This is a genomic window from Roseateles sp. GW821-FHT09G03 (assembly GCF_059416045.1).
The window spans coordinates 160803-182104 of sequence record NZ_JBWKOK010000009.1; the positions used below are offsets into that span (position 1 = coordinate 160803).

At 70.9% G+C, this 21302-nt stretch carries 14 protein-coding genes and 1 tRNA gene; 12 read left to right on the forward strand and 3 right to left on the reverse strand.

The genetic code is table 11. The annotated features are described in order from the left end of the window. Positions 1-60 precede the first annotated feature (60 nt). Complete coding sequence (locus AC07OZ_RS26360) at positions 61-669, forward strand: GNAT family N-acetyltransferase (RefSeq protein ID WP_495470005.1); 609 nt, start codon at positions 61-63, stop codon at positions 667-669. Beyond that, complete coding sequence (locus tag AC07OZ_RS26365) at positions 669-2783, forward strand: S9 family peptidase (RefSeq protein WP_495470006.1); 2115 nt, start codon at positions 669-671, stop codon at positions 2781-2783. The genes AC07OZ_RS26360 and AC07OZ_RS26365 overlap by 1 nt, the downstream gene beginning before the upstream one ends. Here AC07OZ_RS26365 and AC07OZ_RS26370 read toward each other — a convergent pair. Together AC07OZ_RS26370 and AC07OZ_RS26375 are read right to left on the reverse strand one after the other, a co-directional pair. Then, positions 2728-3558, reverse strand: coding sequence for an MHFG family PEP-CTERM protein (locus AC07OZ_RS26370; RefSeq protein WP_495470007.1), 831 nt, complete (start codon positions 3556-3558; stop codon positions 2728-2730). The genes AC07OZ_RS26365 and AC07OZ_RS26370 overlap by 56 nt on opposite strands. Before the next feature lie 103 nt (positions 3559-3661). Next, the gene (locus AC07OZ_RS26375; protein ID WP_495470008.1) at positions 3662-4954 is read right to left on the reverse strand and encodes an EAL domain-containing protein; all 1293 of its coding nucleotides are present in this window, start codon (positions 4952-4954) and stop codon (positions 3662-3664) included. Between the two features lie 131 nt (positions 4955-5085). Between AC07OZ_RS26375 and AC07OZ_RS26380 the strand changes: the two genes are divergently transcribed. From AC07OZ_RS26380 to AC07OZ_RS26425, 10 genes are all read left to right on the forward strand, one after another. Continuing rightward, positions 5086-6279, forward strand: coding sequence for a vWA domain-containing protein (locus tag AC07OZ_RS26380; protein ID WP_495470009.1), 1194 nt, complete (start codon positions 5086-5088; stop codon positions 6277-6279). Then, positions 6276-8210, forward strand: coding sequence for an autotransporter assembly complex protein TamA (locus AC07OZ_RS26385; protein WP_495470010.1), 1935 nt, complete (start codon positions 6276-6278; stop codon positions 8208-8210). The genes AC07OZ_RS26380 and AC07OZ_RS26385 overlap by 4 nt, the downstream gene beginning before the upstream one ends. A gap of 4 nt (positions 8211-8214) precedes the next feature. Further along, on the forward strand, positions 8215-12447 hold the full coding sequence (locus tag AC07OZ_RS26390) for a translocation/assembly module TamB domain-containing protein (RefSeq protein ID WP_495470011.1): 4233 nt from the start codon (positions 8215-8217) through the stop codon (positions 12445-12447). A gap of 228 nt (positions 12448-12675) precedes the next feature. Further along, positions 12676-12867 carry a hypothetical protein gene (locus AC07OZ_RS26395; RefSeq protein ID WP_495470012.1) on the forward strand — a complete coding sequence of 64 codons (192 nt, stop codon included), beginning with the start codon at positions 12676-12678 and terminating at the stop codon, positions 12865-12867. 109 nt (positions 12868-12976) lie between these two features. Beyond that, the gene (locus tag AC07OZ_RS26400) at positions 12977-13951 is read left to right on the forward strand and encodes a lysophospholipid acyltransferase family protein (RefSeq protein ID WP_495470013.1); all 975 of its coding nucleotides are present in this window, start codon (positions 12977-12979) and stop codon (positions 13949-13951) included. A 2-nt stretch (positions 13952-13953) separates the two neighbouring features. After that, positions 13954-16080 (forward strand): ABC transporter transmembrane domain-containing protein, encoded by a 2127-nt coding sequence (locus tag AC07OZ_RS26405; RefSeq protein WP_495470014.1) that lies wholly within the window; start codon positions 13954-13956, stop codon positions 16078-16080. After that, positions 16077-17282 (forward strand): efflux RND transporter periplasmic adaptor subunit, encoded by a 1206-nt coding sequence (locus AC07OZ_RS26410; RefSeq protein ID WP_495470015.1) that lies wholly within the window; start codon positions 16077-16079, stop codon positions 17280-17282. The genes AC07OZ_RS26405 and AC07OZ_RS26410 overlap by 4 nt, the downstream gene beginning before the upstream one ends. Beyond that, positions 17279-19264 (forward strand): ABC transporter permease, encoded by a 1986-nt coding sequence (locus AC07OZ_RS26415; RefSeq protein WP_495470016.1) that lies wholly within the window; start codon positions 17279-17281, stop codon positions 19262-19264. Before AC07OZ_RS26410 ends, AC07OZ_RS26415 begins: the two co-directional genes overlap by 4 nt. Then, a complete protein-coding gene (locus AC07OZ_RS26420; protein ID WP_495470017.1) occupies positions 19261-20721 on the forward strand; it encodes a TolC family protein in 1461 nt (486 codons plus the stop codon). The genes AC07OZ_RS26415 and AC07OZ_RS26420 overlap by 4 nt, the downstream gene beginning before the upstream one ends. Further along, positions 20712-20786: transfer RNA gene (locus AC07OZ_RS26425), tRNA-Arg, on the forward strand. The genes AC07OZ_RS26420 and AC07OZ_RS26425 overlap by 10 nt, the downstream gene beginning before the upstream one ends. Positions 20787-20813: 27 nt before the next feature. Here the strand turns inward: AC07OZ_RS26425 and AC07OZ_RS26430 are convergent. Continuing rightward, positions 20814-21155 carry a cupin domain-containing protein gene (locus AC07OZ_RS26430; protein ID WP_495470018.1) on the reverse strand — a complete coding sequence of 114 codons (342 nt, stop codon included), beginning with the start codon at positions 21153-21155 and terminating at the stop codon, positions 20814-20816. Positions 21156-21302 lie beyond the last annotated feature (147 nt).

Genomic DNA, 21302 nt, shown 5'->3' on the forward strand with positions numbered 1-21302 from the left:
CCGCCCCGACCTTCCCGCGCCCCCTTTCCTCGCACCGCCGGCCGAGGGTCGGCTCTCCTCATGACCGCACCCACCCCCTTCACCGCGCCGGTCACGCTGACCGGCCCGCATGCGCGGCTCGAGCCGCTCTCCCAGGACCATCGCGAGGCGCTGGCCGACGCGGTCGCCGACGGCGAACTCTGGAAGCTCTGGTACACGACCGTGCCCGCGCCCGAGCGCATGGGCGCGGAGATCGACCGCCGCCTGGCCTTGCGCGACGCGGGCTCGATGAACCCGTTCACCGTCTTCGATATAGACGGCCGCGTCGCCGGCATGACGACCTTCATGAACATCGACGCGACCAACCGCCGTGTCGAGATCGGCTCCACCTGGACCCGCGCGTCCAGCCAGCGCAGCGGCCTGAACACGCAATGCAAGCTGCTGCTGTTGCGGCACGCCTTCGAGACACTCGATTGCATCGCGGTGGAGTTCCGCACCAACCGCCTGAACACGCAGAGCCGCCGCGCGATCGAACGGCTAGGCGCGCAGCTCGACGGCGTCCTGCGCTCGCACATGATCATGCCCAGCGGCCTGCCGCGCGACACCGCCGTCTACAGCATCACCGCGGCCGAATGGCCGACCATCCAGACCCACCTGCAGTGGTTGATCGACAAACCCCGGAGCGCCTGATGGCCACCTCGAAGAAGAAGCAATCCGCCGAACTGAAGACCTTCGACGTCGACGCGCTGTGGGCGCTGGCGCGCATCGGCGCACCGAGCCTGTCGCCGGACGGCGCGCAGGCGGTCGTGCCGGTCACGCGCCACGACATGGAGAAGAACAAGGGCGCGACCTCGCTGTGGCTGCTGTCGACGCTGGGCGGCGAGCCGCGCATGCTGACCTCCGCCGGCGAGAAGGACGGCCAGCCGCGCTGGAGCCCGACCGGCGAATCCGTCGCCTTCATCGCGCGCCGCGAGCAGGAAGGCGACAAGGACGACGCCCCGCAGCTCTACGTGATCCCGCCCGACGGCGGCGAAGCCCGCCGCGTGACGAAGCTGCCCTTCGGCGTCGAGTCCTTCAAGTGGTTCCCCGATGGCCAGCGCCTGGCCTTCGTGTCTTGGGTCGATCCCGGCTTGAAGGGCCAGGCCGCGCAGGCCGAGCGCCGCAAGGCCGAGAAGGACCGCAAGGACTCGGCCTATGTGACCGAGGAAGGGTTCTACCGCTTCTGGGACCACTCGTTGCCGATGAACCGCGTGCCGCACCTGCACGTGATCGACCTGGCCAGCGGCGAGGTCCGTGACCTGTTCGAAGGCACCGACTTCGAACTCAGCCGCGCCGAGCCCGATGCCGACACCTTCGACATCTCGCCCGACGGCCGCCGCATCGTCTTCAGCTTCGATCCGTACACGCCCAGGACGCTGGAGCATCGCAACGCGCTGGCCGAGATCGACGTGCGCTCGGGCCGTGCCCAGGTGCTGCTGCACGAGCCGGGCTGGGACCTCGTCGCGCCGGTCTACAGCCACGCGGGGCAGCACATCGCCTTCATCGCCACACACCAGGGCCTGAAGCACACGATGCCGCAGCAACTGGCCGTGCTCGACACGCACGGCAACTGGGCCGTGCTGTCGGAGGAATGGGACCAGGAGGTCGCCGCGCCGCTGCGCTGGGACGAGGACGACCTCGGCGTGCTCTTCTGCGCCGAGGAGCAGGGCCGCCGCCACCTCTACCGCTTCGACGTGAAGACGCTGCACGCGTTCCCGCTGTGCGAGGGCGGCCATGTCGGCGCCTTCGCGCTCGAGGCCGGCACGCTGGTGGTGCTTCACGACAGCGCGTCCTTCCCGCCGCGGGTGTCCGTCGTCGATCGCGAAGGCGACGCCGAGGAGCAGGTGCTGCACCGCATCGAGTCCTTCAACGACACGGCGCTCGCCGCCGTGCGCTTCGGCGAGGTCGAGGAGCTCTGGTACGAAGGCGCGCTGGGCGAGCTCGTGCAGATGTGGCTCTACCACCCGCCCGGCTTCGATCCGAAGCAGAAGACCAAGGTGCCGCTGATGCAGCTGATCCACGGCGGTCCGCACACGGCGATGGGCGACAGCTGGCACTGGCGCTGGAACCATCAGGCGATGGCGTCGCAGGGCTACGTCGTCGCCTGCGTGAACTACCACGGCTCGTCGAGCTTCGGGAATCGCTTCGCCGACTCGATCACCGGCCGCTGGGGCGAGCTGGAGCTGCAGGACGTGGAGATCGCGACCGACCTGCTGCTCAAGCAGCCCTGGGCCGACCCGAAGCGGGTCTTCGCCACCGGCGGCAGCTACGGCGGCTACATGGTCGCGTGGATGAACGGCCACGTGCCGGCCGGCCGCTACCAGGCCTATGTCTGCCACGCGGGCTGCTTCGACTGGACGGCGATGTTCGCGAACGACGCCTACCTGTGGCACGCGAAGGAGCTGGGGACGTCGTACTGGAAGGACCCGGCCAAGGTCGCCGCGCAAAGCCCGATCGGCTACGCGCAGCACTTCAACACGCCGACGCTGGTCATCCACGGCCAGCTGGACTACCGCGTGCCCGACGCGCAGGGCCTGGCCTACTACAACACGCTGAAGGCGCAGGGCGTCGATGCGCGGCTGGTCTGGTTCCCGGACGAGAACCATTGGGTCATGAAGCCGCGCAATTCCAAGCTCTGGTACGGCGAGTTCTTCGATTGGCTCAAGCGCCACGATACGGGCGGCGCCAAGGGTCGGGCCAAGGCCGGGGTCAAGGTCGGCAAGAAGCTCGACGCACAGACCGCTTCGAAGAAGAAGCGCGCCTGACCAGCAGCGTCAGCAACGCCAGGCCCGCCGCGGCCATCGCCCAGGTCGAGGGCTCCGGCACTGCCGGCGTCGGAACGTCCTCGACACGCGGCGGCAGCACGAAGAGCGGGGGCGTCGGGATCGAGATCGGCGGCCCCGCCGACGGCGGGCCGAACGAGACCGGCGGTGGGTTCGCGAACGACCCGGGCGGTATGCCGGGAACACCTGTCAGCGGGGACGGCGGCAAAGTCGACAGCGGCGGCACCTGGCCTTCGGGCACCGGCGCCGGCGCACCGGCCCCCGGCGGATCGAAGGGCAGTTCGCCCTCGCCCGGCGGGGGCACCGGCCCGCCGCCACCGCCCGGCACCCGGGCAATGCGGCTCACGTTGCGGCACACCGTCGGCACCATCACGCAGTCGCCGCCCTCGCAATAGACCAGCGCGCGCTCGCGCTGGTCGTCGGACCAGCGATCGCGGCTCACGCTCGCGCAGACGCGGCCCTGGCCGAAGTGCATGTCGCGGATCCGCGGCTCGTAGCCCGCGTTGCCTTCGATGCTCTCGCGCGAGATCTCGACGATGTCGTCGTAGTCGTGCGCCCGCATGCGCGTCTTCAAACGCTCGCGCACTTCGGGGGCGATGTCCTTGTAGCGATCGACCGCCGCAGGCACGTCGCCCATGAAACTGTCATGGCCCGGCCGGTCCCATGAACAGGCCTCAGGCGCCGCAGCCCTCGCGGGCACATGGGCGAGGAACGCCCCAACCGCCAACGCGGCCAACAGGTACTGCAGTCGTGACATGGGAGGGCAGCGGCCCCGCAGGACCTCGGCGGAAGTGGACCCGCCCTTCTTTGGCAAGCACTGGACCCGGGGACAGGCCTTGCCTCAGCCGTACTGCGTCCCGCTACACCTCGTCCCAGTCGAGGTCGCCGCACAGCACGCGCAGGCGGCCGTCCTGCCAGTAGGCGACGGAGACCGTCACGCACATCCTGGCCCCGTGCAGGCTCAGGTAGGGGCGCGTGGTCTGGATCTCGCCGACCGTCTCGACCGCGCGGCGGAAGTAGGGACGGCGCGCCCAGCGCGCATCGCCGGCACGCTCCATCGGCAGGAAGCGCGGATCGATCTCCGCCGGACCCGATGCAGGCACCGCGCGCGCGCCGATCTCGCGGCCATCGTCGTCCAGCAGGTAGCACATCTGCGCGCCTTCCAGCTTGAGGAAGGGCTGGCAGGCTTCCACCAGCGGGCGACCCTGCTGCACCGTCTGCAGCGACAGCGCCAGCGCCGTGCGGAACGGCGTCAGCCGGTCCAGATGGTCCTGCCGCAGTTGCGCCTGGCGCTCGTTGAACATGCTCCAGACATCCTCCAGCGCGGACACGCCCTCCCCGTCCCGCAGGAAGGGCGCCGGATGGCCGAAGGCGAAGCCCTGCACCAGGTCCACGTCCGCATCCATCGCCAGCTGCGCGTCCTCGGCGGTCTCGATGCCCTCCAGCAGCACCAGCGATCCGCACTCGTGCAGCAGCGCCACCATCTGCGACAGCACGCGCGCCATGCGCCGTGAGCCCCGCGAGCGCATCAGCAGCGACCGGTCCAGCTTGACGATCTCGGGACGGATCCGCCAGATGCGATCGAAGTTCGAGTGCCCGACGCCGAAGTCGTCCAGCGCCAGCAGGCAGCCGGTGGCGCGGGCGGCCTCGACCGCTTCCTCGAAGCTGTCGTCGCGAGCCATCACGTCCTCGGTGACCTCGAAGACCAGGCGGTGCGTCGGCAGGCCCAGTTGATGCACGACCTCGACCGCGCGCGCCAGCATGCGCACCTGCAGCGCCGCATGCATGAAGACGGCGGGATGGATGTTCAGGAAGAGCCAGCAGTCCGGCTGCCGCTGCGCGACGAAGTTGTGGACGTGCAGCAGCCGGCACAGCCGGTCCAGCCAGATCTGCTGCTCGAAGTTGCCGACGCCCTCGAAGGCGGTGACCGGGGTGATGGGGCGGCCGCGTTCGTCCTCGACCCGGATCAGGCCCTCGTAGCCGACCGGCCGGCGGTGCGGATAGCTGTACACCGGCTGGAACGCGCTGGTCAGCCGGTAGTTCTGGAAGCTGCCGACCCAGCGGCCGCGCTCTTCGCCGACGGCGCCGTACAGCGCCTGCAGCATGCCTTCGACCTCGGCGTTGTCGTCGCCGCTGCCTGTCCCGTGATCCATTCGCCCGACCCCAACGTTGGAGGCTTTGCGGCTCCGCGACCGCGGCGCCGTGTTTGCCACCGATGCTACGCCTGGGACCCGCCGGCCGGCATGGATAATGCCCTGATGCCCCGGAGTCTAGGGGGAGGCCCATGCTGATCCAGTTCTTCTACACGCTGCGCGCCGCCAAGCTGCCCGTCTCCGTCAAGGAGTACCTGACCCTGCTCGAGGCCATGAAGGCCGGCGTGCTCGACGACACCGACGTCGGCGGCAGCGGCCCCACGGTCGACAAGTTCTATGCGCTCGCCCGGACCTCGCTGGTCAAGGACGAGGCGCTGTTCGACAAGTTCGACCGCGCCTTCGCCGCCTACTTCAAGGGCGTCGAGCTGATGGGCGACCTGTTCAAGGCGCTGCCCCAGGAATGGCTGACGAAGCAGCTCGAACGCGAGCTGACGCCCGAGCAGCTCGCGCAGCTGAAGGCGCTGGACTGGGACGAGCTGATGGACACGCTGCGCCAGCGGCTCGAGGAACAGCAGGAACGCCATGAAGGCGGCAGCCGCTGGATCGGCACCGGCGGGACCAGCCCGTTCGGCAACGGCGGCGTGAACCCGCGCGGCGTCCGCATCGGCGGCCCCGGCGGCCAGCGCAGCGCGGTCAAGGTCTGGGACCAGCGCGCCTACAAGGACTACGACGACAACATCGAGCTGGGCACGCGCAACATCAAGGTGGCGCTGCGCCGGCTGCGGCGCTTCGCGCGCGAGGGCTCGGAGCTGGAGCTCGACCTCGACGACACCATCCACAAGACGGCCGCCAACGCCGGCATGCTCGACATCCGGATGATCCCGGAGCGCCACAACAAGGTGAAGCTGCTGCTGCTGATGGACGTCGGCGGCACGATGGACGAGCACGTGCACCGCGTCGAGGAACTGTTCTCCGCGGTCAAGAGCGAGTTCAAGCACCTGGAGTTCTTCTACTTCCACAACTGCGTCTACGACTTCGTGTGGAAGAACAACCGGCGCCGCTTCAGCGAGAAGACCTCGACCTGGGACCTGATCCACAAGTACAACCGGGACTACAAGCTCATCTTCGTCGGCGACGCCACGATGAGCCCCTACGAGATCCTCCAGCCCGGCGGCAGCGTCGAGTACAACAACGAGGAAGCCGGCGCCGAATGGCTGCAGCGGCTCACCGCCCATTTCAACAAGCACGTCTGGATCAATCCCGAACCGGCCGGGGTCTGGCAGTACCGCCAGAGCATCTCGCTGATCCAGCAGTTGATGCAGCAACGCATGATGCCGCTCACCATGGGCGGTCTCGAACAGGCGATGCGCGTGCTCAATCGATGACGGCGACGACCCCGACGCTCCCGGTGATTCGATGGCTGCGACGCGCGCGGCCGATCCTGGTGATCGGCACGGCGCTGGCGCTGCTGAGCGGCTGCTCGCTGCTGCCGACCGAGCGCAGGGCGCAAGTCAAGGTCGCCGCGACCGAAGAGGCCGACGCCAACAATCCCTACGTGACCAGCACGCGCAAGATCTCGGCCTACGAGCTGACCATCGAGGCGCCGCCCGAGCTGCGCGCGCTGCTGCTGGAGCACCTGGACCTGGCGCGCTTCCGCGACACGCCCGAGGACATGCGCCTGACCGCCGGCGAGCTGCGCCGGCTCGCCGCCGTCGCGCCCGAGCAGGCGACCAAGCTGCTGGAGACCGCCGGCTACTTCAACGCCAAGGTCCGGACCGAGGAAGTGGGCGACCTGTCCGACGGCGTGCGCAACCTGCGGCTGATCGTCGAGACCGGCCCGCGCGCGCTGGTCCGCCAGATGGACCTGCGCATCGAGGGCCCGCTCAAGACGGCCTCCGAACGCGGCGACAAGCTCGCGACCGCGCTCGACCGCACGCTGACGCAGAGCTGGCTGCTGCCGCCGCAGACCGGCTTCAGCCAGGGCGACTGGGCCGCGGCCAAGAACGCGCTGCTGACACGCGCCCGGGCGCAGGGTTATCCGCTGGCCCGGATGACGCACAGCGAGGCCGTCGTGCAGGCCGACGACAACCAGGTCGACATCGCCGTCACGCTGGAGAGCGGTCCGCTGTTCACGCTCGGCGAGCTGACCGTCGAAGGCCTGAACCACCAGCCCGAGGAAAGCGTGCGCCGGCTGGCCGGTTATCAGCTGCACCAGCCCTACAACGAGAAGCTGCTGCTCGACTTCCAGGAGCGTCTGGTGGGCACGCAGCTGTTCGACAGCGCCAGCGTCGAGATCCAGCCCGAGAGCGTCACGCCGCCGCCCGGCGCCGAGACCGTCGAGGTGCCGGTGACCGTGAAGATCCGCGAGGCCGCGCGCCAGCAGGTCGTGCTGGGCGTCGGCTACCGGACCGTCGACGGCCCCAGCGCCAGCGTCGAGTACACGCACCGCAAGCCCTTCGGGCTCAACATCCGCGAGCGCAGCAAGCTCGAGCTGTCCCGTGTCCGCCAGGCGCTGGACACGGAAATCAGCTCGCACCCGCAGCCCAACATGCAGCGCAGCCTGGCGCTGGTGAAGGTCGAGCGCATCGACGACAACGACCAGGTCAACCTCAACCTCAGCACGCGCTTCGGTTATGCGAAGGAGACGGAGCCCGAGGACCGGCTGACCTACGTCGAGGTGATCCGCGCCTGGGAGCACAAGCCCGACATCCCGACGACGGTGGCCGGCGCGGTCTCGCTGAACCAGCAGATGACGTGGCGCCGGCTGGACTCGCGCGTGCTGCCGACCAAGGGCTGGAGCGCCACGGCCACGTTCGGCGGCGGCTGGGCCGACAGCTCGTCGGAGAAGAACGGCCCGTTCGCGCGGGCGACCGGCAAGATCTACTGGTACTCGCCGCTGTCGGGGCGCTGGCTGTTCTCGACGCGGCTCGAGGGTGGACAGATCCTGGCCAAGGGCAAGCTCGGCCTGCCCGAGGCGCTGCGCTTCCGCACCGGCGGCGACGACAGCGTGCGCGGCTATGGCTACAACGACCTGGGGCCGGTGAACTCCACCGGCGCGCAGACCGGCGGCCGCGTGATGCTCAACGGCAGCGTCGAGGTCTCGCACCCGCTCACGCCGCGCATCCCGCAGCTGATGGGCGCCGTGTTCATCGACGCCGGCCAGGCCGCGCAGAACTGGGGCGACTACCACCCCGCCTGGGCCTACGGCACCGGCCTGCGCTATCGCAGCCCCGTCGGCGTGCTGCGTTTCGACTTCGCCAAGGGCAACCTGGTCGACAAGTGGCGCCTGCATTTCAGCGTCGGCATCAACCTGTAATCCGATGAGCGACCCGCGCGACGATCCCCCCTCGCCCGCGTCTCCGGACGCGACGCCGCGCCGCCGACGACGCGGTCGTGGCCTGCTGTGGGTGCTGCTCGCCGTGCCGGTGCTGATCGGCCTGCTGGCGCTCGCGCTGACCTGGGCGCTGAAGACGGAAGGCGGCACGGCCTACGTGCTGGCCAAGGTGCCAGGTCTGTCGCTGCAGAACGCGCGCGGCCGGCTGCTGGGCGACTTCGACGTCGACCGTGCCGAGCTGGTCCTGCCCGGCACCGAGGACCGCATCGTCCTCGAACAGTTGCAATGGCGAAACGTACGCCTGGTCTGGAATCGCTCGCCGCTCTTGTGGGGCGAAGTCCGGGCGGACCGGCTGGCGATCGCGCGACTGCGCGTGCAGGTCGCGCCGAGCGCGTCGGCCGAGCCGGCCAAGCCGCCGCTCAGCCTGCTGTCGCCGGTCGCGATCACGATCGCGGACCTGGAGATCGGCGAGGTCTTCGCGCCCGGCCTGGCGCAGCCGCTGCGCGGCCTGCGCGGCAGCGCGTCGCTGGGCGCGGACGGCGGCAAGCAGCATGCGCTGACCGTGAAGTCGCTGGGCTGGCAACAGCTGACCCTCGCCGGCGAAGCGACGATCGCGACGCAGGAGGACCTGAAGCTCACCAGCCGCTGGACCTTGAGCCAACCCACCGGCGAGTTGCCGTGGACGGCGCCGTTCCAGCTCGACGGCCCGATCGCGGACCTGACGCTGAAGGGCTCGCTCGAAGCGGCCAAGCAGCGGCTGCAGGTGCAGGCGCGGCTGCAGGCGTTCGCGCCCTTCCCCGTCGCGCAACTGGAGACGCAGGCGAAGGACCTGGATCTCGCCGCGCTGCTGCCCGGCACCGACGGCGTGCCGCGCACCGGCCTCAGCGGCAAGGTCACGATGACCCCGAACGCGGACAAGTCGCTCAGCGTCAAGGCCGACCTGGACAACAACGCGGCCGGCCGCCTCGACCAGGGCCGCCTGCCGCTGCGCGAGCTGCAGCTGGACCTGCTGCTCGATCCCGCCAACTGGACCCGCCTGCGCCTGCCGCGCCTGGACGCGCTGGTGGCCGGCGGCGGCCGGCTGCAGGCGGTGGGCCAGACCAGCCAGGCCGACGGCAGCGTGCTGACCTTGCGCCTCACCGGACTCGACAGCCGCCAGATCGACGCGCGCTGGCCCGTGGTCCAGGCACGCGGCGAGCTCAAGCTCAGCACGAAGGCCAACCTCGTGAAGGCCTCCGCGGACCAGTCGCTGCAGGTCGAAGGCGATCTCACCGGGCAACTCGGGCAAGGGAAGCTGCAGGCGCCGCTGGCCGTGACGCTGGCCGCCGAGCTGCGCACGCAGTCGATCGACGTGCAGCGCCTGCAGGCGCGCTCGGGCCCCGCCACGCTGAACGCCGAAGGCGAGTTCACGCTGAACGAGGCGCTCGATTTCGCGTCGGGCTGGAAGACGCGCGTGGAGGCGTCGGTGCAGGGCCTGGATCCTCGACGCCTCAGCCCCGAGCCGCTGCCCGCCGACGCGGCGCCGCAGGCGATCAACGGCCGGTTGAAGGCCGCGCTCCAGTCGGTGCGCGGCAGCCTGTGGCCGCAGGGCAAGGCGGATGTCGACCTGCAACCCAGCCAGTGGCAAGGCCTGCCCCTCAGCGGCCAGGTGCGCTACAGCCGCAATGGCAGCGCCGCGCCGGACCTGCTGGCCGATCTGCGCCTGGCCGACGCGACGCTGCAGGCGCGCAGCCGCATCAACGCCGGCGCGCGGCGCGAGCAGGTCGATCTGTCGGTCACGGCGAACGCGCCCAGGCTCGCCAGCCTGCAGCCCATGCTGCGAACGCAGTTCCCACAGGCGACCATCGTGGGCAGCGCGCAGGCCCAGGCCACCGTCGTGCTGATCCAGCCGGGCGCACGTCAGGCGCAGTACGGCAGCGACGGCAAGTGGCAGTTGCAGGGCTTCGGGCTTTCCGGGGTACCGGGCCTTCCCGCCAACTCGGGCAGCCGGCCGGCGCTGCAGCTGGACAACGGCTCGGGGCAATGGACGCTGTCCAGCCTCAAGGACGCCAAGCTGGCGTGGACCACGCAGCTCCGCAACCTGCGGTTGCCGCAGCAGAGCACGCGGCTCGACGAGCTGCAGCTGGACCTATCCGGCAGTTGGGCGCAGCACCGCCTGACGCTGACGACGCAGGGCCAGGTGCCGCTGCCGCCGGTGCTGACGCAGCCGACGCCCACCAAGGTGGTCGCGCGCGCGCAGGCGGCGAGCGCGAACGGCTCCGCCCTCGCGCAGACGGTGCCGCTGGATCCGCAGGGCGCGCGCGCGCGGCTCGCGCTGGACGGCGCGCTGGAAGCCGATCCGCTGCAGGCCTGGCGCCAGGGCGCGGTGTGGAACGCGCGCGGACTGACACTCGCGCTGGAAGCCAGCCAGCAGCCCACGCCGCTGCTGAAGGCCGGCCCGCTGGCGCTCGCGCTGCGGCTGGACCCGGGCCTCGATCCGCGCCAGGCGACGCTGGCGCCGGGACGGATGGAGCTGCTCGGCGCCGGCCTGCGCTGGGACCGGATGATGTGGCAGAGCTCCAGCCAGGCGCACCTGCCCGCCGGCGAATGGGACGTGCAGGCGGTGATGGAGCCTTTGGCCGCCGCGCCGGTGCTCAACAAGCTGCAGCCGGACTTCGGCTGGGGCGGCGACCTGCAGATCGAAGGCCGGTTCAAGTCGCGGCGCGATGCGCGCGGCTTGACGGTGGACGCGATGCTCGAGCGCACCAAGGGCGACCTGACCGTCACCGACGAAGTGAGCACGCAACGGCTCGCACTCACCGATCTGCGGCTGGGCGTGCTCGCGGACCAGGGCGTGTGGCACCTGGTGCAGGGCGTGGCGGGCGAGAACATGGGCGCCATCGGCGGCGCCGTCACCTTCCGCACGGCCAACGCGCATGCGCTGCCGACGCCGGGCGCCAAGCTCGAAGGCGGCATCGAGGCCAAGGTCGACAACATGGGCAACTGGGGCCCGTGGCTGCCCGCCGGCTGGCGGCTGGGCGGCAGCCTCGCCGCAACGCTGAACTTCGGCGGCACGCTGGGCGCGCCCGAGGTCCGCGGCCAGGCCGGCGCGCAGAAGCTGTCGCTGCGCAATCCGCTGCTGGGCGTGGACATGCAGCAGGGCGAGCTCGCGCTGACGATGAGCGGCCGCGAGGCCAAGCTCGAGAAGTTCAGCGCACGCGCCGGCAACGGCACGGTCAACATGGACGGCACGCTGCGCTTCGGTTCGCAGCCGAGCGCGGAACTGTCGCTGAAGGCGGACACCTTCGCGCTGCTGCAGCGCGTGGACCGCCGAGTCGTCGCGACCGGCGCGGCGCAGCTCAAGGCGAGCGCGCAGCTGCTGGACCTGAAGGGGCAGCTCGTCGTCGTCGAGGGCCTGTTCGACTTCTCGCGCGGCGACGCGCCGCAGCTCGACAGCGACGTGCAGGTCGTGCGCCAGAACGCGCCGCCCAAGGCCGTCGACGGCAGCGGCAAGCCGATGCGGCTCAAGCTGGACCTGGACCTGGATCTCGGCCGGCGGCTGCAGCTCAAGGGCTATGGCATCGACACGAAACTGCGCGGCCTGCTGCACCTGGCGCAGGACGGACAGGCGCGCCCGCAGATGACCGGCGAGGTCCGCAGCGAAGGCGGCACCTTCAACGCCTACGGCCAGAAGCTGGTCGTCGAGCGCGGTGTCTTCAGCTTCGTCGGTCCGCTGGACAACCCGCGGCTGGACGTGCTCGCGATCCGGCCCGACATGGAGAACGAGGCCGTGCGCGTCGGCGTGACGGTGACCGGCACGGCCAGCAGCCCGCGGATCAAGCTCTATTCCGAGCCCGACATGAGCGAGACCAACAAGCTGTCGTGGCTGGTGCTGGGACGCTCGCCGGACAACCTGGGCCGCAGCGACACCGCGCTGATGCAGCGCGCCGCGATGGCGCTGATCAGCGGCGACGGCGAGAGCGCCAGCGACAAGCTGATCCACAACATCGGCCTGGACGAGCTGTCCTTCAGCGGCGAAGGCGACGACGCGCGCGGCACCGTCGTGCGGCTGGGCAAGCAGGTCAGCCGCAACGTCTTCGTCGCCTACGAGCGCGGGCTGAATGCGACCACGGGGTCGTGGCAGGTGATCTACAAGCTGGCGCAGCGCTTCACGCTGCGGGCGCAGGCCAACGAGTACCAGCAGGGGCTGGACGTGATCTGGCAGTGGAAGTGGGAATGAGGGCATGAGGGAATGACCGCGCGCTGAGCGGCATTCAGGCAGACCGGGAGGTCCTGCCTGACCTCGATGAGCAGCCAACGCAGACATGCCTATTGAGGCTATTTCGCGCGTCTGTTCGCCCTCCTAACATCCGTTTCGTTCGAGCCATGACTCGAACATTTCATCGCGCGGCGCACGGCGACGCGTTCCGGATTCCCTCACCCCATTCTCCACAGGATCGAATCAAAAATGATCAAGCAACTGAACGAACAATCCGCTCGAAACACCCTGGGCGGCGGCGGCAACGCCGACGGCTATTACTACAAGTGCTGGAACTCCAAGGGCGGCGAATATTGGGACTATCAGCCCAACAACGCCGGCTGCGTCGACAGCCGCACCGGCCAGACGGTGAGGGGCTCGGCCCCGCAGCGCGCGAAGTAAGCGCCTCCTGGAGCCGGTTCGCCGGCTCCCCTTTTCATATCCATTCGTCAGCCCCCGGTGGTCGCTGGCGTCGATGTGAACACCCGGCCGCCCTGTCATCGAGTGCTTCATGAATCTGCTGTTTTCCGGCGTTGAAACGCCCTCCATCAGCCGTCTGAAACTGCAATGGCTGGCCGGTGCAAGTCAGATCGCGGAACGGGCTGGAAAACTCCTCGAGCCACTCCGATCGGTCCTTTCGCAACCGCTGTGGCGGCATCTGCCACATCGCTGGCTGCTGCGACTGAGCAGTCCGATCCTCCCCATTTATGCCAGGGCCGCGCGGCGTCGCGCCGGAGACGAATTCGCGCGCCAGCACCAGGCGATCCTGGCGACGCCCTCCGCCCTGCCGCCCCATCACCGGCGCCAGTGGCGCCAGACCATCCTGGACCGCGCCCTCCTGTCACGCAATCGCACGCTGGTCGATGAGCTGACACGCTGCGCCGAGACGCTGCGCCCTCACGTCGATCGCATCGAACGCGACGGCGGCCGCGTGCTGCTGGCGCCCTTGCACTGCGTGTCAGACATGGCCTCGGCGGCGCTGTGCACGCGGCTGGGCGGCCCGACATGGATCGTCACCCATCATCGGTCGCTGCCGGGGCGCGACGTCCAGCTCGCCCGCGCCGGCGCGGATGCCCGTTTCATCCATCCCGCGGCCGACGACGCAGTCCCCCGCTATCAGGCCGCCGTGCGCGCGCTGCGGCGCCGCGAAGGTCGTCTGGTCCTGTTCCCCGATGCGCCGCCCGAGATCACCCGCCATCTCTTCGACCGCGACATGCCGACGCAAGGCTGTCGGATCTTCGGACGCCCCGCCCTGCTGCACGACGGCGTCGCCGCGATGGCGAGGATGTCCGGTGCGCACGTGCTGGTCTTCGCGCTGCGGGAAACCGGCGGGCGGTTCACGCTCGACGTGCTCGCCACGCTGCCGCCGGCCGACGTGACGGATGGACTCCCCGCGGTCATCGAGGCCGCCTTGCGCGACCGGCCCGACCAGTGGCTGTTGTGGCACGCCCCGTCGTTCTTCCATTTCCGCGCCGGGGACCAATGATCATGGCCGGGTCCGGCCCCGGCAGACCGGGGCGCCATCGCCGTCGCGCCGTCGAGTCCCTCCTGCAGGACGAGGTCGCCGAATGCGGGCTCGCCTGCGTCGTCATGGTGGCCCGGGCGCAGGGGTCCGACGTGACGCTGCCGGCACTGCGCGCCCTGCATCCCGCCTCGACGGCCGGCACCTCGCTGTGGGACCTGCGGGCCAGGCTGCGCGAGCTGGGCATCACCGCCCATCCCGTCGAATTCACGCCCGACGCGCTCGAAGATCTGCCGCTGCCCGCGATCGCGCACTTCGGCGGCCACCACTTCGTCGTCCTCGCGGACCGCGCGGGCGCCTGGCTGCGGGTGCTCAACCCGGCGTCCGGCGAAGCCTTCGTGCCCGCCGCCGGACTGCGCGACCGCCTCAGCGGCCGGGCGCTGATCATCGATGCCGGAGAGGACGGTGCGATCGCAGCCTCGGGTGCATCGTCGCGGCCAACGACACCGCCGGCCTCCTCCCGCCTCTCGCCCGACCTCCTGGCCCGCCCCCATCTGCGCCGCCTGATGCCGCTCGCCCTGACGGCCGGCCTGCTGGCGCTCGTCGTGCCGATGGCCTTGAGCCGCGTGCTCGATCTCCAGGCCCCCGGCGCCGGCGGCGCATCGGCGATCGCGATCGCCGCAGTCCTGGGCTGCGTGATCGCGTCGGTGCTGGCCGACCTGCTCCTCGGCGGGCTGCAGATCCGCACCGGCCAGGCGGTCGAGACACGCGTCCTGCCCGAGCTCTTCGCCCGGCTGATGCGCAAGTGGCCGCGCTTCTTCGAGAAGCGCGACCTCGCGGACATCTATCAACGCTTCAGCGCCTTCGCGCCCGTCGTCAGCGGCCGCGCCGAGCTGACGGCCGGGGTAAGCACGGCGGCGCTGAGCGCGGTGGTCTGCCTGTCGCTGATGGTCTGGCTCCATCCGTGGCTCGCGTTGCTCTCGCTGGCTGCCGTCGCCTTGATGGGGCTGGTGTCCGCCCACTACGAGCCGCGCCGTGCCGCGCTGAGACTTGCCGCCGAGGAGGCCTCCGCGGCCCGCAACGAGTTCGTCTTCGAGACGATCCGCGGCGTGGCCGCGATCAAGTCGGCACGACTGGAGGACCGGCGCGCCGCGGGCTTCGCGGCCGTGCTGCGCCAGGCCCAGACCGTCGCGCGCACCATCGGGACCGCGCAGTTGCGACAGGAGGCGCTCTACAAGCTGATCTCGCGCGGCGAGTCGGTGCTGCTGCTCGTCATCGGCCTGCGGCTGCTGGAACGCGGGCAGCTCTCACTGGGCCATCTGCTCGTCTTCACGTTGTTGAAGGACATTGCGATCGGCGCCGCGACCACGCTGTTCTTCGCCCGCATGACCCGGCGCGAGCAGGAGGTCGTGGAAGGGCGCGCCGGGCTGATGATCGATGCCGCCGAGGAGCCCGCCGTGGACGGCTCCACGCCGGCGGTCCTGTCCTCCACGCTCTCGCTGCATGACGTGCACCTGGTCCGGGAGGACGGCTCCCCGCTCCTGGGGCCGCTGGACCTGACGCTGCGCCGAGGCGAGAAGGTCGCGCTCGTCGGCCCGTCCGGCTGCGGCAAGAGCAGCCTGCTGCGCCTGATCGGCGGCGCATCGCTCGCGTCGGCCGGCACGGTGCGCGTGGACGGCCGCCCGGCCGGGGGACCGCCGCTTCGCGCCGTGGTGTTCCACCAGGACGCCCAGGGCGTGCTGTTCCAGGGTTCGGTGCTGGACAACGTGGCGGCGTTCGGCGCCCATGCCAGCGATGAAGCGCGGGTCAAGGGCATCGCCGACCGGCTCGGTCTGGGCCCGGTGATCGACGCCCTGCCGCACGGCTGGGCGACACGGATTTCCGAGAGCGCACCGCTCATGTCCTCCGGTCAACGGCAGCGGCTGCTGGTGGCACGGGCGCTGGTCGCGCCACAGCCGGTGGTGCTGCTGGACGAGCCGACGGCCAACCTCGACGACGCCAGCGCCGGCGCAACGCTCGATGCGCTGCTCGCGTCCGACAAGGGCCTGCTCGTCGTGCTCCACGACCGCCGGCAGGCCGCCCGCTTCGACCGCGTGCTGGTTCTGGAGGCGGGCCGCCTGATCGAGCTCACCGCCCCTGGGAACACCCCATGAAGGCTTCCGACCTGACGCGTGCCGGCATGACCTGGCGCCTGCTGGGTGGCCTCGTCGTCCTGTCGCTCGTGGGGCTCGGCATCGCGGCGACGCTGCACGGCAACGGACAGCGCGAGGACGGTGCGGTTGCGGTCGTGCTGCGCGGCGACCTCGAGGACGTCGTGCTGGCCACCGGCACCTTGAACGCCACCGGCATGGTCTCGATCGGCGCCCAGGTGAACGGTCAGGTGCGCACCCTGCTCGTGAAGGTCGGAGACCGGGTCCGGCGCGGCCAGCTGCTGGCCGAGATCGACCCGGCCCTGGCGCGCAGCGCGCTGGACAAGGCACGCGCGGTCCGCGACGCGGCACAGGCGCAGCTGGCGATGCGGTCGATGACGCTGCAACGGCTCCAGAAGGTGCTGGACCGCCAGTTGGCGCTGCGGAGCCGCCAGGCCAATGCCGAGGCGGATGTCGAGAGCGCCGGCGGCGATGTCGACACGGCACGGTCCGAGCTGACGGTGGCGCAGGCGCAGTGGCGTCAGGCTCAGCTCGATGTCGATGCGGCCCAGGCCGGCCTTGATTTCACGGCGATCCGCGCGCCCGCCGCCGGGGAGATCCTCCACATCGCCGCGCAGCCGGGCCAGACGCTCGTCTCGACCCAGGCTTCGCCGACGCTGATGGTGATGGGCTCCCTCGACGTGATGACCTTGAAGGCCCGCATCGGCGAGGCCGACGTGATCCGCGTGCAGGCCGGGCAGAAGGCGCTGTTCACCATTCCCGGCGTGCCGGGCCGGACCTTCTCCGGCATCGTGCGCGCGGTCGAATCGCTGCCGGCACAGTCGCTCGCCGACCCGCGCGGCCCGGGTGCCGCGCCGGCGGGGCCGGTCTATTACGACGCGCTGCTGGAAGTCGCCAATCCGGACCGCCTGTTGCGTCCGGCCATGAGCGCGCAGGTGCGCATCGTGCAGGCGTCGGTGAAGCAGGTGCTGACCGTGCCGCGTGGCGCGCTGATCGATTGGTCCGGCGACAAGGACACGGCCGTCGCGATGGTGCGGCGGCCGGGCCGGCCGCCGGAAGCCCGCCAGGTCCGCATCGGGTTGGACGACGGCTTGCGCGTCGAGGTCCGCGAGGGTCTGGATGAACTCGACCGCCTCGAGCTTTTCGAGCCCGCGGCGGACGAGGACAGCGCCGCGCGCGCCGCAGGCGGGGAGCGTCGACCATGAGCGGCGCGTCGGCGCCCATCGCGCTGCAGACCGCGGCCCCGCCTCCCCTGTTGAGCCTGCGCGGCGTGGGCCGGCGTTACGGCCACGGCGATCTGGCCGTCGAGGCCCTGCGCGATGTCGACCTCGACATCCGGGCCGGCGAACTGCTGGCCATCGTCGGCCCCTCCGGCTCCGGCAAGTCGACGCTGCTGCAACTGCTGGGCGGCCTCGATCGTCCGACCTCGGGCTGTTACCGGGTCGACGGCGTCGACACGGCGACGCTGGATGCCGACGGACTGGCCGTCCTGCGCAGCCGCGTGTTCGGCTTCGTCTTCCAGCGCTACCACCTGCTGCCTGACCTGAGCGCCGTGGAGAACGTCGCCATGCCCGCGCAATACGGGCCGCCGCGCTCCTCCGTCCAGCGTCGCCAACGGGCGATGTCGCTGCTGTGCGCGCTGGGATTGGAGGACCGGCTGGATCGTCGTCCGGCCCAACTGTCGGGGGGTCAGCAACAGCGCGTCGGCATCGCCAGGGCGATGATGAACGGCGCGCGGGTGCTGATCGCCGACGAGCCCACGGGCGCCCTCGACGCCCGCACCGGGCAGGCCTTGCTCGACCAGTTGAAGGCCCTGCATCGTCAGGGGCAGACGCTCGTCCTGGTGACGCACGATCCGGCGGTCGCCGCGCAGGCCGACCGCGTCGTCGAGCTGCGCGACGGCCGCATCGTCGCGGACCGCCGGCCGACACCGCGCGCTGTCCCGGCCTCCATGGGCGAGCCGGGCGGCGCCGCCGGCAAGCCGGAGCACCGGCGCCCTCGGGCCAGCCTGATCGAGGCCCTGCGGGTCGGCGTCCGGTCGCTGCTGCGCAGACCCTTGCAGACGGGCCTGACGATGTCCGGCGTCGCGATCGGCATCGCGGCGGTATCGCTGGTCACGGCGTTCGGCGACGGCGCGCGCGACAAGGTGCTCGCGGACATCCGCGCGCTGGGCGCCGACACCGTCGAGGTGCGCGCCGCGCCGCCCGGATCCGGTGCCCGCATCGCGGGTCGCCTCGGCCTCCGCGAACTCGAGCTGCTGCGCGCGCTCCCCTTCGTCGACGGCGCATCGCCGGTGCTGAGCGGCAACGCGCCCTTGTCCGTCGGCGCCACGACGGTGACGGCATCGATCGAAGGGGTCTCCGAGGACTACTTCCGGACGCGCAGCCGACGATTCGCCGCAGGGGGCGGATTCCAGACCGAGGACGTCGCACGCCGCGCCGCATCGGTGGTCATCGACGAGGCGGCGGCGCGCGTGCTGTTCCCCCCGCCGCATCAGGCGCTCGGACGGGTGGTCCGGCTGGGCGAGATGGCGGCCGTCGTCGTCGGCGTCCTCCAGCCACCGCCCGGGTTCCCGCCGCCGCCGGGCAGCTATCAGGTCCACCTGCCCTACACGACCGCACTCAGCCGGCTGACGGGAGAACGTCCGTTCGACGCCATCACCGTGCGCGTCCGCCGCGGCGTCTCGATCCCGACAGCGGAACGGGCCATCGCCCGAGCCCTCGCGGCGCGCCATGACGGGCAGTCCTTCGCGACGCAATCGGTGGACGCCATCCTCCGCGCCGTGGACCGCGCGTCGCAATCGCTGACGCGGCTGGTCACCGCGGTGGCCGTCGTGGCCCTCGCGGTGGGTGGGATCGGGGTCATGAACATGATGCTGGTCACCGTCGGCGAGCGCACGGCGGAGATCGGCCTGCGCATGGCCGTCGGCGCCAGACGACGCGACATCCGCGCGCAGTTCGTGCTCGAGGCCACCGTCGTCTGTCTGCTCGGCGCGGTGGCGGGCCTGGTGGTCACCGGACTGGCCGCGGCGCTCCTGCCGCTGCTGCTCCCGGACGCCCCGGTCCGGCTCTCCGCAGGGAGCATCGCCAGCGGGTTGGCCTGCGCGGTGGGCGCCGGCCTCTTCTTCGGACACTGGCCGGCCGCCCGGGCCGCCGCGCTGGATCCGGCGACGGCCCTTCAACGATGACGACGCTGCTCTTGTGCGCCTCGCTTCGCCTTCGCGGGCAACTGGCCGTCTGGCTGACCGGGGCCGCACTCGTCGGCTGCGCCGCCGCCCCGGCACCGGACCTCGCGGCCATCCGCGCCGACGCGGGAGCGCCGCCCGCGATCGAGCTCGCCGCCGAGCCGCCCTGGTGGCGCGCCTTCGAGGACCCCTTGCTCGCGCAATGGATGGAGGAGGCGCTGCGTCGCAATGTCGATGTCGCGCTGGCGCGCTCGCGCGTTCAACAGGCCCAGCTCGAGGCGAGCGTCACGGACACGAATCGCCGGCCCGACGCGAGCCTCGCCCTCAATGGCGGCGTATTGCGACGACTCGACGAACCCGCCACCGCCAGCACGCGCAGCTACACCGGCACCCTCGCCGCCAGCCGTCAGCTCGACCTGTGGGGCAAGCTCGCGGCGACGCGCGACTCAGCGACGGCCAAGGCATCGGCCTCGGGCTTCGACCGCGAAGCGGTCCAACTGGAGATCACCCTGGCGGTGGCGGAGCTGTACTGGCGGAACGGATGGCTGCACCAGCGATTCGAAGGGCTGGCAAGGACCGACACCGACGCGCTGCGGATCCTGGCACTGGCAGAGGCCCGGCAGGATTCGAGCGCCGCGTCGTTGGACGAAGTGCTGCAGATCCGTCAGGAGATGATCACCCATGCGCAGGAGCGCCGCACGCTCGAACACGAGCTCGCGCACGTCCGCTCCCGGCTGGCCGAGTTGACGGGACATCCTCCAACGTGGCGCCCCGCCGAGGAACCTCGCGCGCTGCCGTTCGCGGCACCAGAGCTTCCCCTCGTGACGATGGCTTCGGCCTTGTCCCGCCGCCCCGACGTGGCCGCGGCCGAGGCTCGACTGCGGGCCGAGTGGTCGGATGCCGACGTGCAGCGCACCAGCCTCTACCCCTCCATCAACTTGACCGCCGGCATCGGCACGAACGGCGGCCGCGACCTGTTCCGGTGGCTGCAGGATCCGGTAGGCAGCCTCGCCGGATCGGCGATGGTCGCGCTGATGCGGCCGCAGACGTTCCGCACCTTGTCGCAACTGGCCGGGGAACGGCAGCAACAGGCGACGCTGAGCTTTCAGAAGCAGCTGCTGCACGCCTTGCGCGACGTTGCAGACGCGCTCGAGACGAACGACCGGGATGTCCAGCAATCGGTCCGGCTCCACGACGCGCTGCGACTGGCACGCGACGCGACGACGCTGTCCGAGGCGCGGCTGTCGCTCGGACAGACCGGCCTGCTGCCGGTGCTCCGTGCCCGCGATGCGCAGCGGCAGGCCGAACTGGTCCTGGCCGAGGGCGACTATCGTCGACTGATGTCCACCGCACGTCTGATGCTGGCGCTGGGCGGCAGCGTCCCGGCCAGGCAGGACGCCGCGCCATCCGTGCGAGAATCCGGCGCCTTGGCGGAGCCGTACCGCCCTGGCTCTCCGTAGTTCAATGGATAGAACGGCCGCCTCCTAAGCGGCAAATACAGGTTCGATTCCTGTCGGAGGGACCAACGCCGCGCGTCGGTCCCGGCGCTCCGCTAGCGCTTCAGCACGATCGTCACCAGCGCCGACGCGTCCACCACGCCGGTCACCGTGTGCACCACGCCCCCTTCGAGATAACACAGCTGCCCCGCGCGCAAGGTGTTGCGCTGCTGCGCGCCGTCGCGCTGGACGCTGAGCTCGAGTTCGCCTTCCAGGCAATGCAGCGTGATCTCGCCGTCGACCTTGTGCGACGGCAGCGACTTGCCCTTGGGCAGCACGACGCGCATCACTTCCAGGCCCTCCGACTTGAACAGCGCCGAGGACGGCGTCGAGGTCAACGCGGCACCCAGCGGCGCGACATCGATGGGCTGGGCGGGGGCGGCATGCGGCAAGGCCATGGAACTGCTCCTGGTGGGCGGGCGACTGCGGCAGCACATCGAGGTCGTGCCGCGGCTGGCATGGCATCGATCATGGCACCGACCGTGCCCGTTCGCATCCCTGCCACGACGCGCCCCTGCCGGAAGTCATTCACTCGATCACCCCCG

Excerpts from the sequence above, each read along its gene's own strand:
- AC07OZ_RS26375 (WP_495470008.1), bottom strand. The coding sequence starts at position 4,954 with ATGGATCACGGGACAGGCAGCGGCGACGACAACGCCGAGGTCGAAGGC.
- AC07OZ_RS26415 (WP_495470016.1), top strand. The coding sequence starts at position 17,279 with ATGAGCGGCGCGTCGGCGCCCATCGCGCTGCAGACCGCGGCCCCGCCT.
- AC07OZ_RS26395 (WP_495470012.1), top strand. The coding sequence starts at position 12,676 with ATGATCAAGCAACTGAACGAACAATCCGCTCGAAACACCCTGGGCGGC.
- AC07OZ_RS26430 (WP_495470018.1), bottom strand. The coding sequence starts at position 21,155 with ATGGCCTTGCCGCATGCCGCCCCCGCCCAGCCCATCGATGTCGCGCCG.
- AC07OZ_RS26385 (WP_495470010.1), top strand. The coding sequence starts at position 6,276 with ATGACGGCGACGACCCCGACGCTCCCGGTGATTCGATGGCTGCGACGC.
- AC07OZ_RS26390 (WP_495470011.1), top strand. The coding sequence starts at position 8,215 with ATGAGCGACCCGCGCGACGATCCCCCCTCGCCCGCGTCTCCGGACGCG.
- AC07OZ_RS26400 (WP_495470013.1), top strand. The coding sequence starts at position 12,977 with ATGAATCTGCTGTTTTCCGGCGTTGAAACGCCCTCCATCAGCCGTCTG.
- AC07OZ_RS26420 (WP_495470017.1), top strand. The coding sequence starts at position 19,261 with ATGACGACGCTGCTCTTGTGCGCCTCGCTTCGCCTTCGCGGGCAACTG.
- AC07OZ_RS26365 (WP_495470006.1), top strand. The coding sequence starts at position 669 with ATGGCCACCTCGAAGAAGAAGCAATCCGCCGAACTGAAGACCTTCGAC.
- AC07OZ_RS26360 (WP_495470005.1), top strand. The coding sequence starts at position 61 with ATGACCGCACCCACCCCCTTCACCGCGCCGGTCACGCTGACCGGCCCG.
- AC07OZ_RS26405 (WP_495470014.1), top strand. The coding sequence starts at position 13,954 with ATGGCCGGGTCCGGCCCCGGCAGACCGGGGCGCCATCGCCGTCGCGCC.
- AC07OZ_RS26380 (WP_495470009.1), top strand. The coding sequence starts at position 5,086 with ATGCTGATCCAGTTCTTCTACACGCTGCGCGCCGCCAAGCTGCCCGTC.
- AC07OZ_RS26370 (WP_495470007.1), bottom strand. The coding sequence starts at position 3,558 with ATGTCACGACTGCAGTACCTGTTGGCCGCGTTGGCGGTTGGGGCGTTC.
- AC07OZ_RS26410 (WP_495470015.1), top strand. The coding sequence starts at position 16,077 with ATGAAGGCTTCCGACCTGACGCGTGCCGGCATGACCTGGCGCCTGCTG.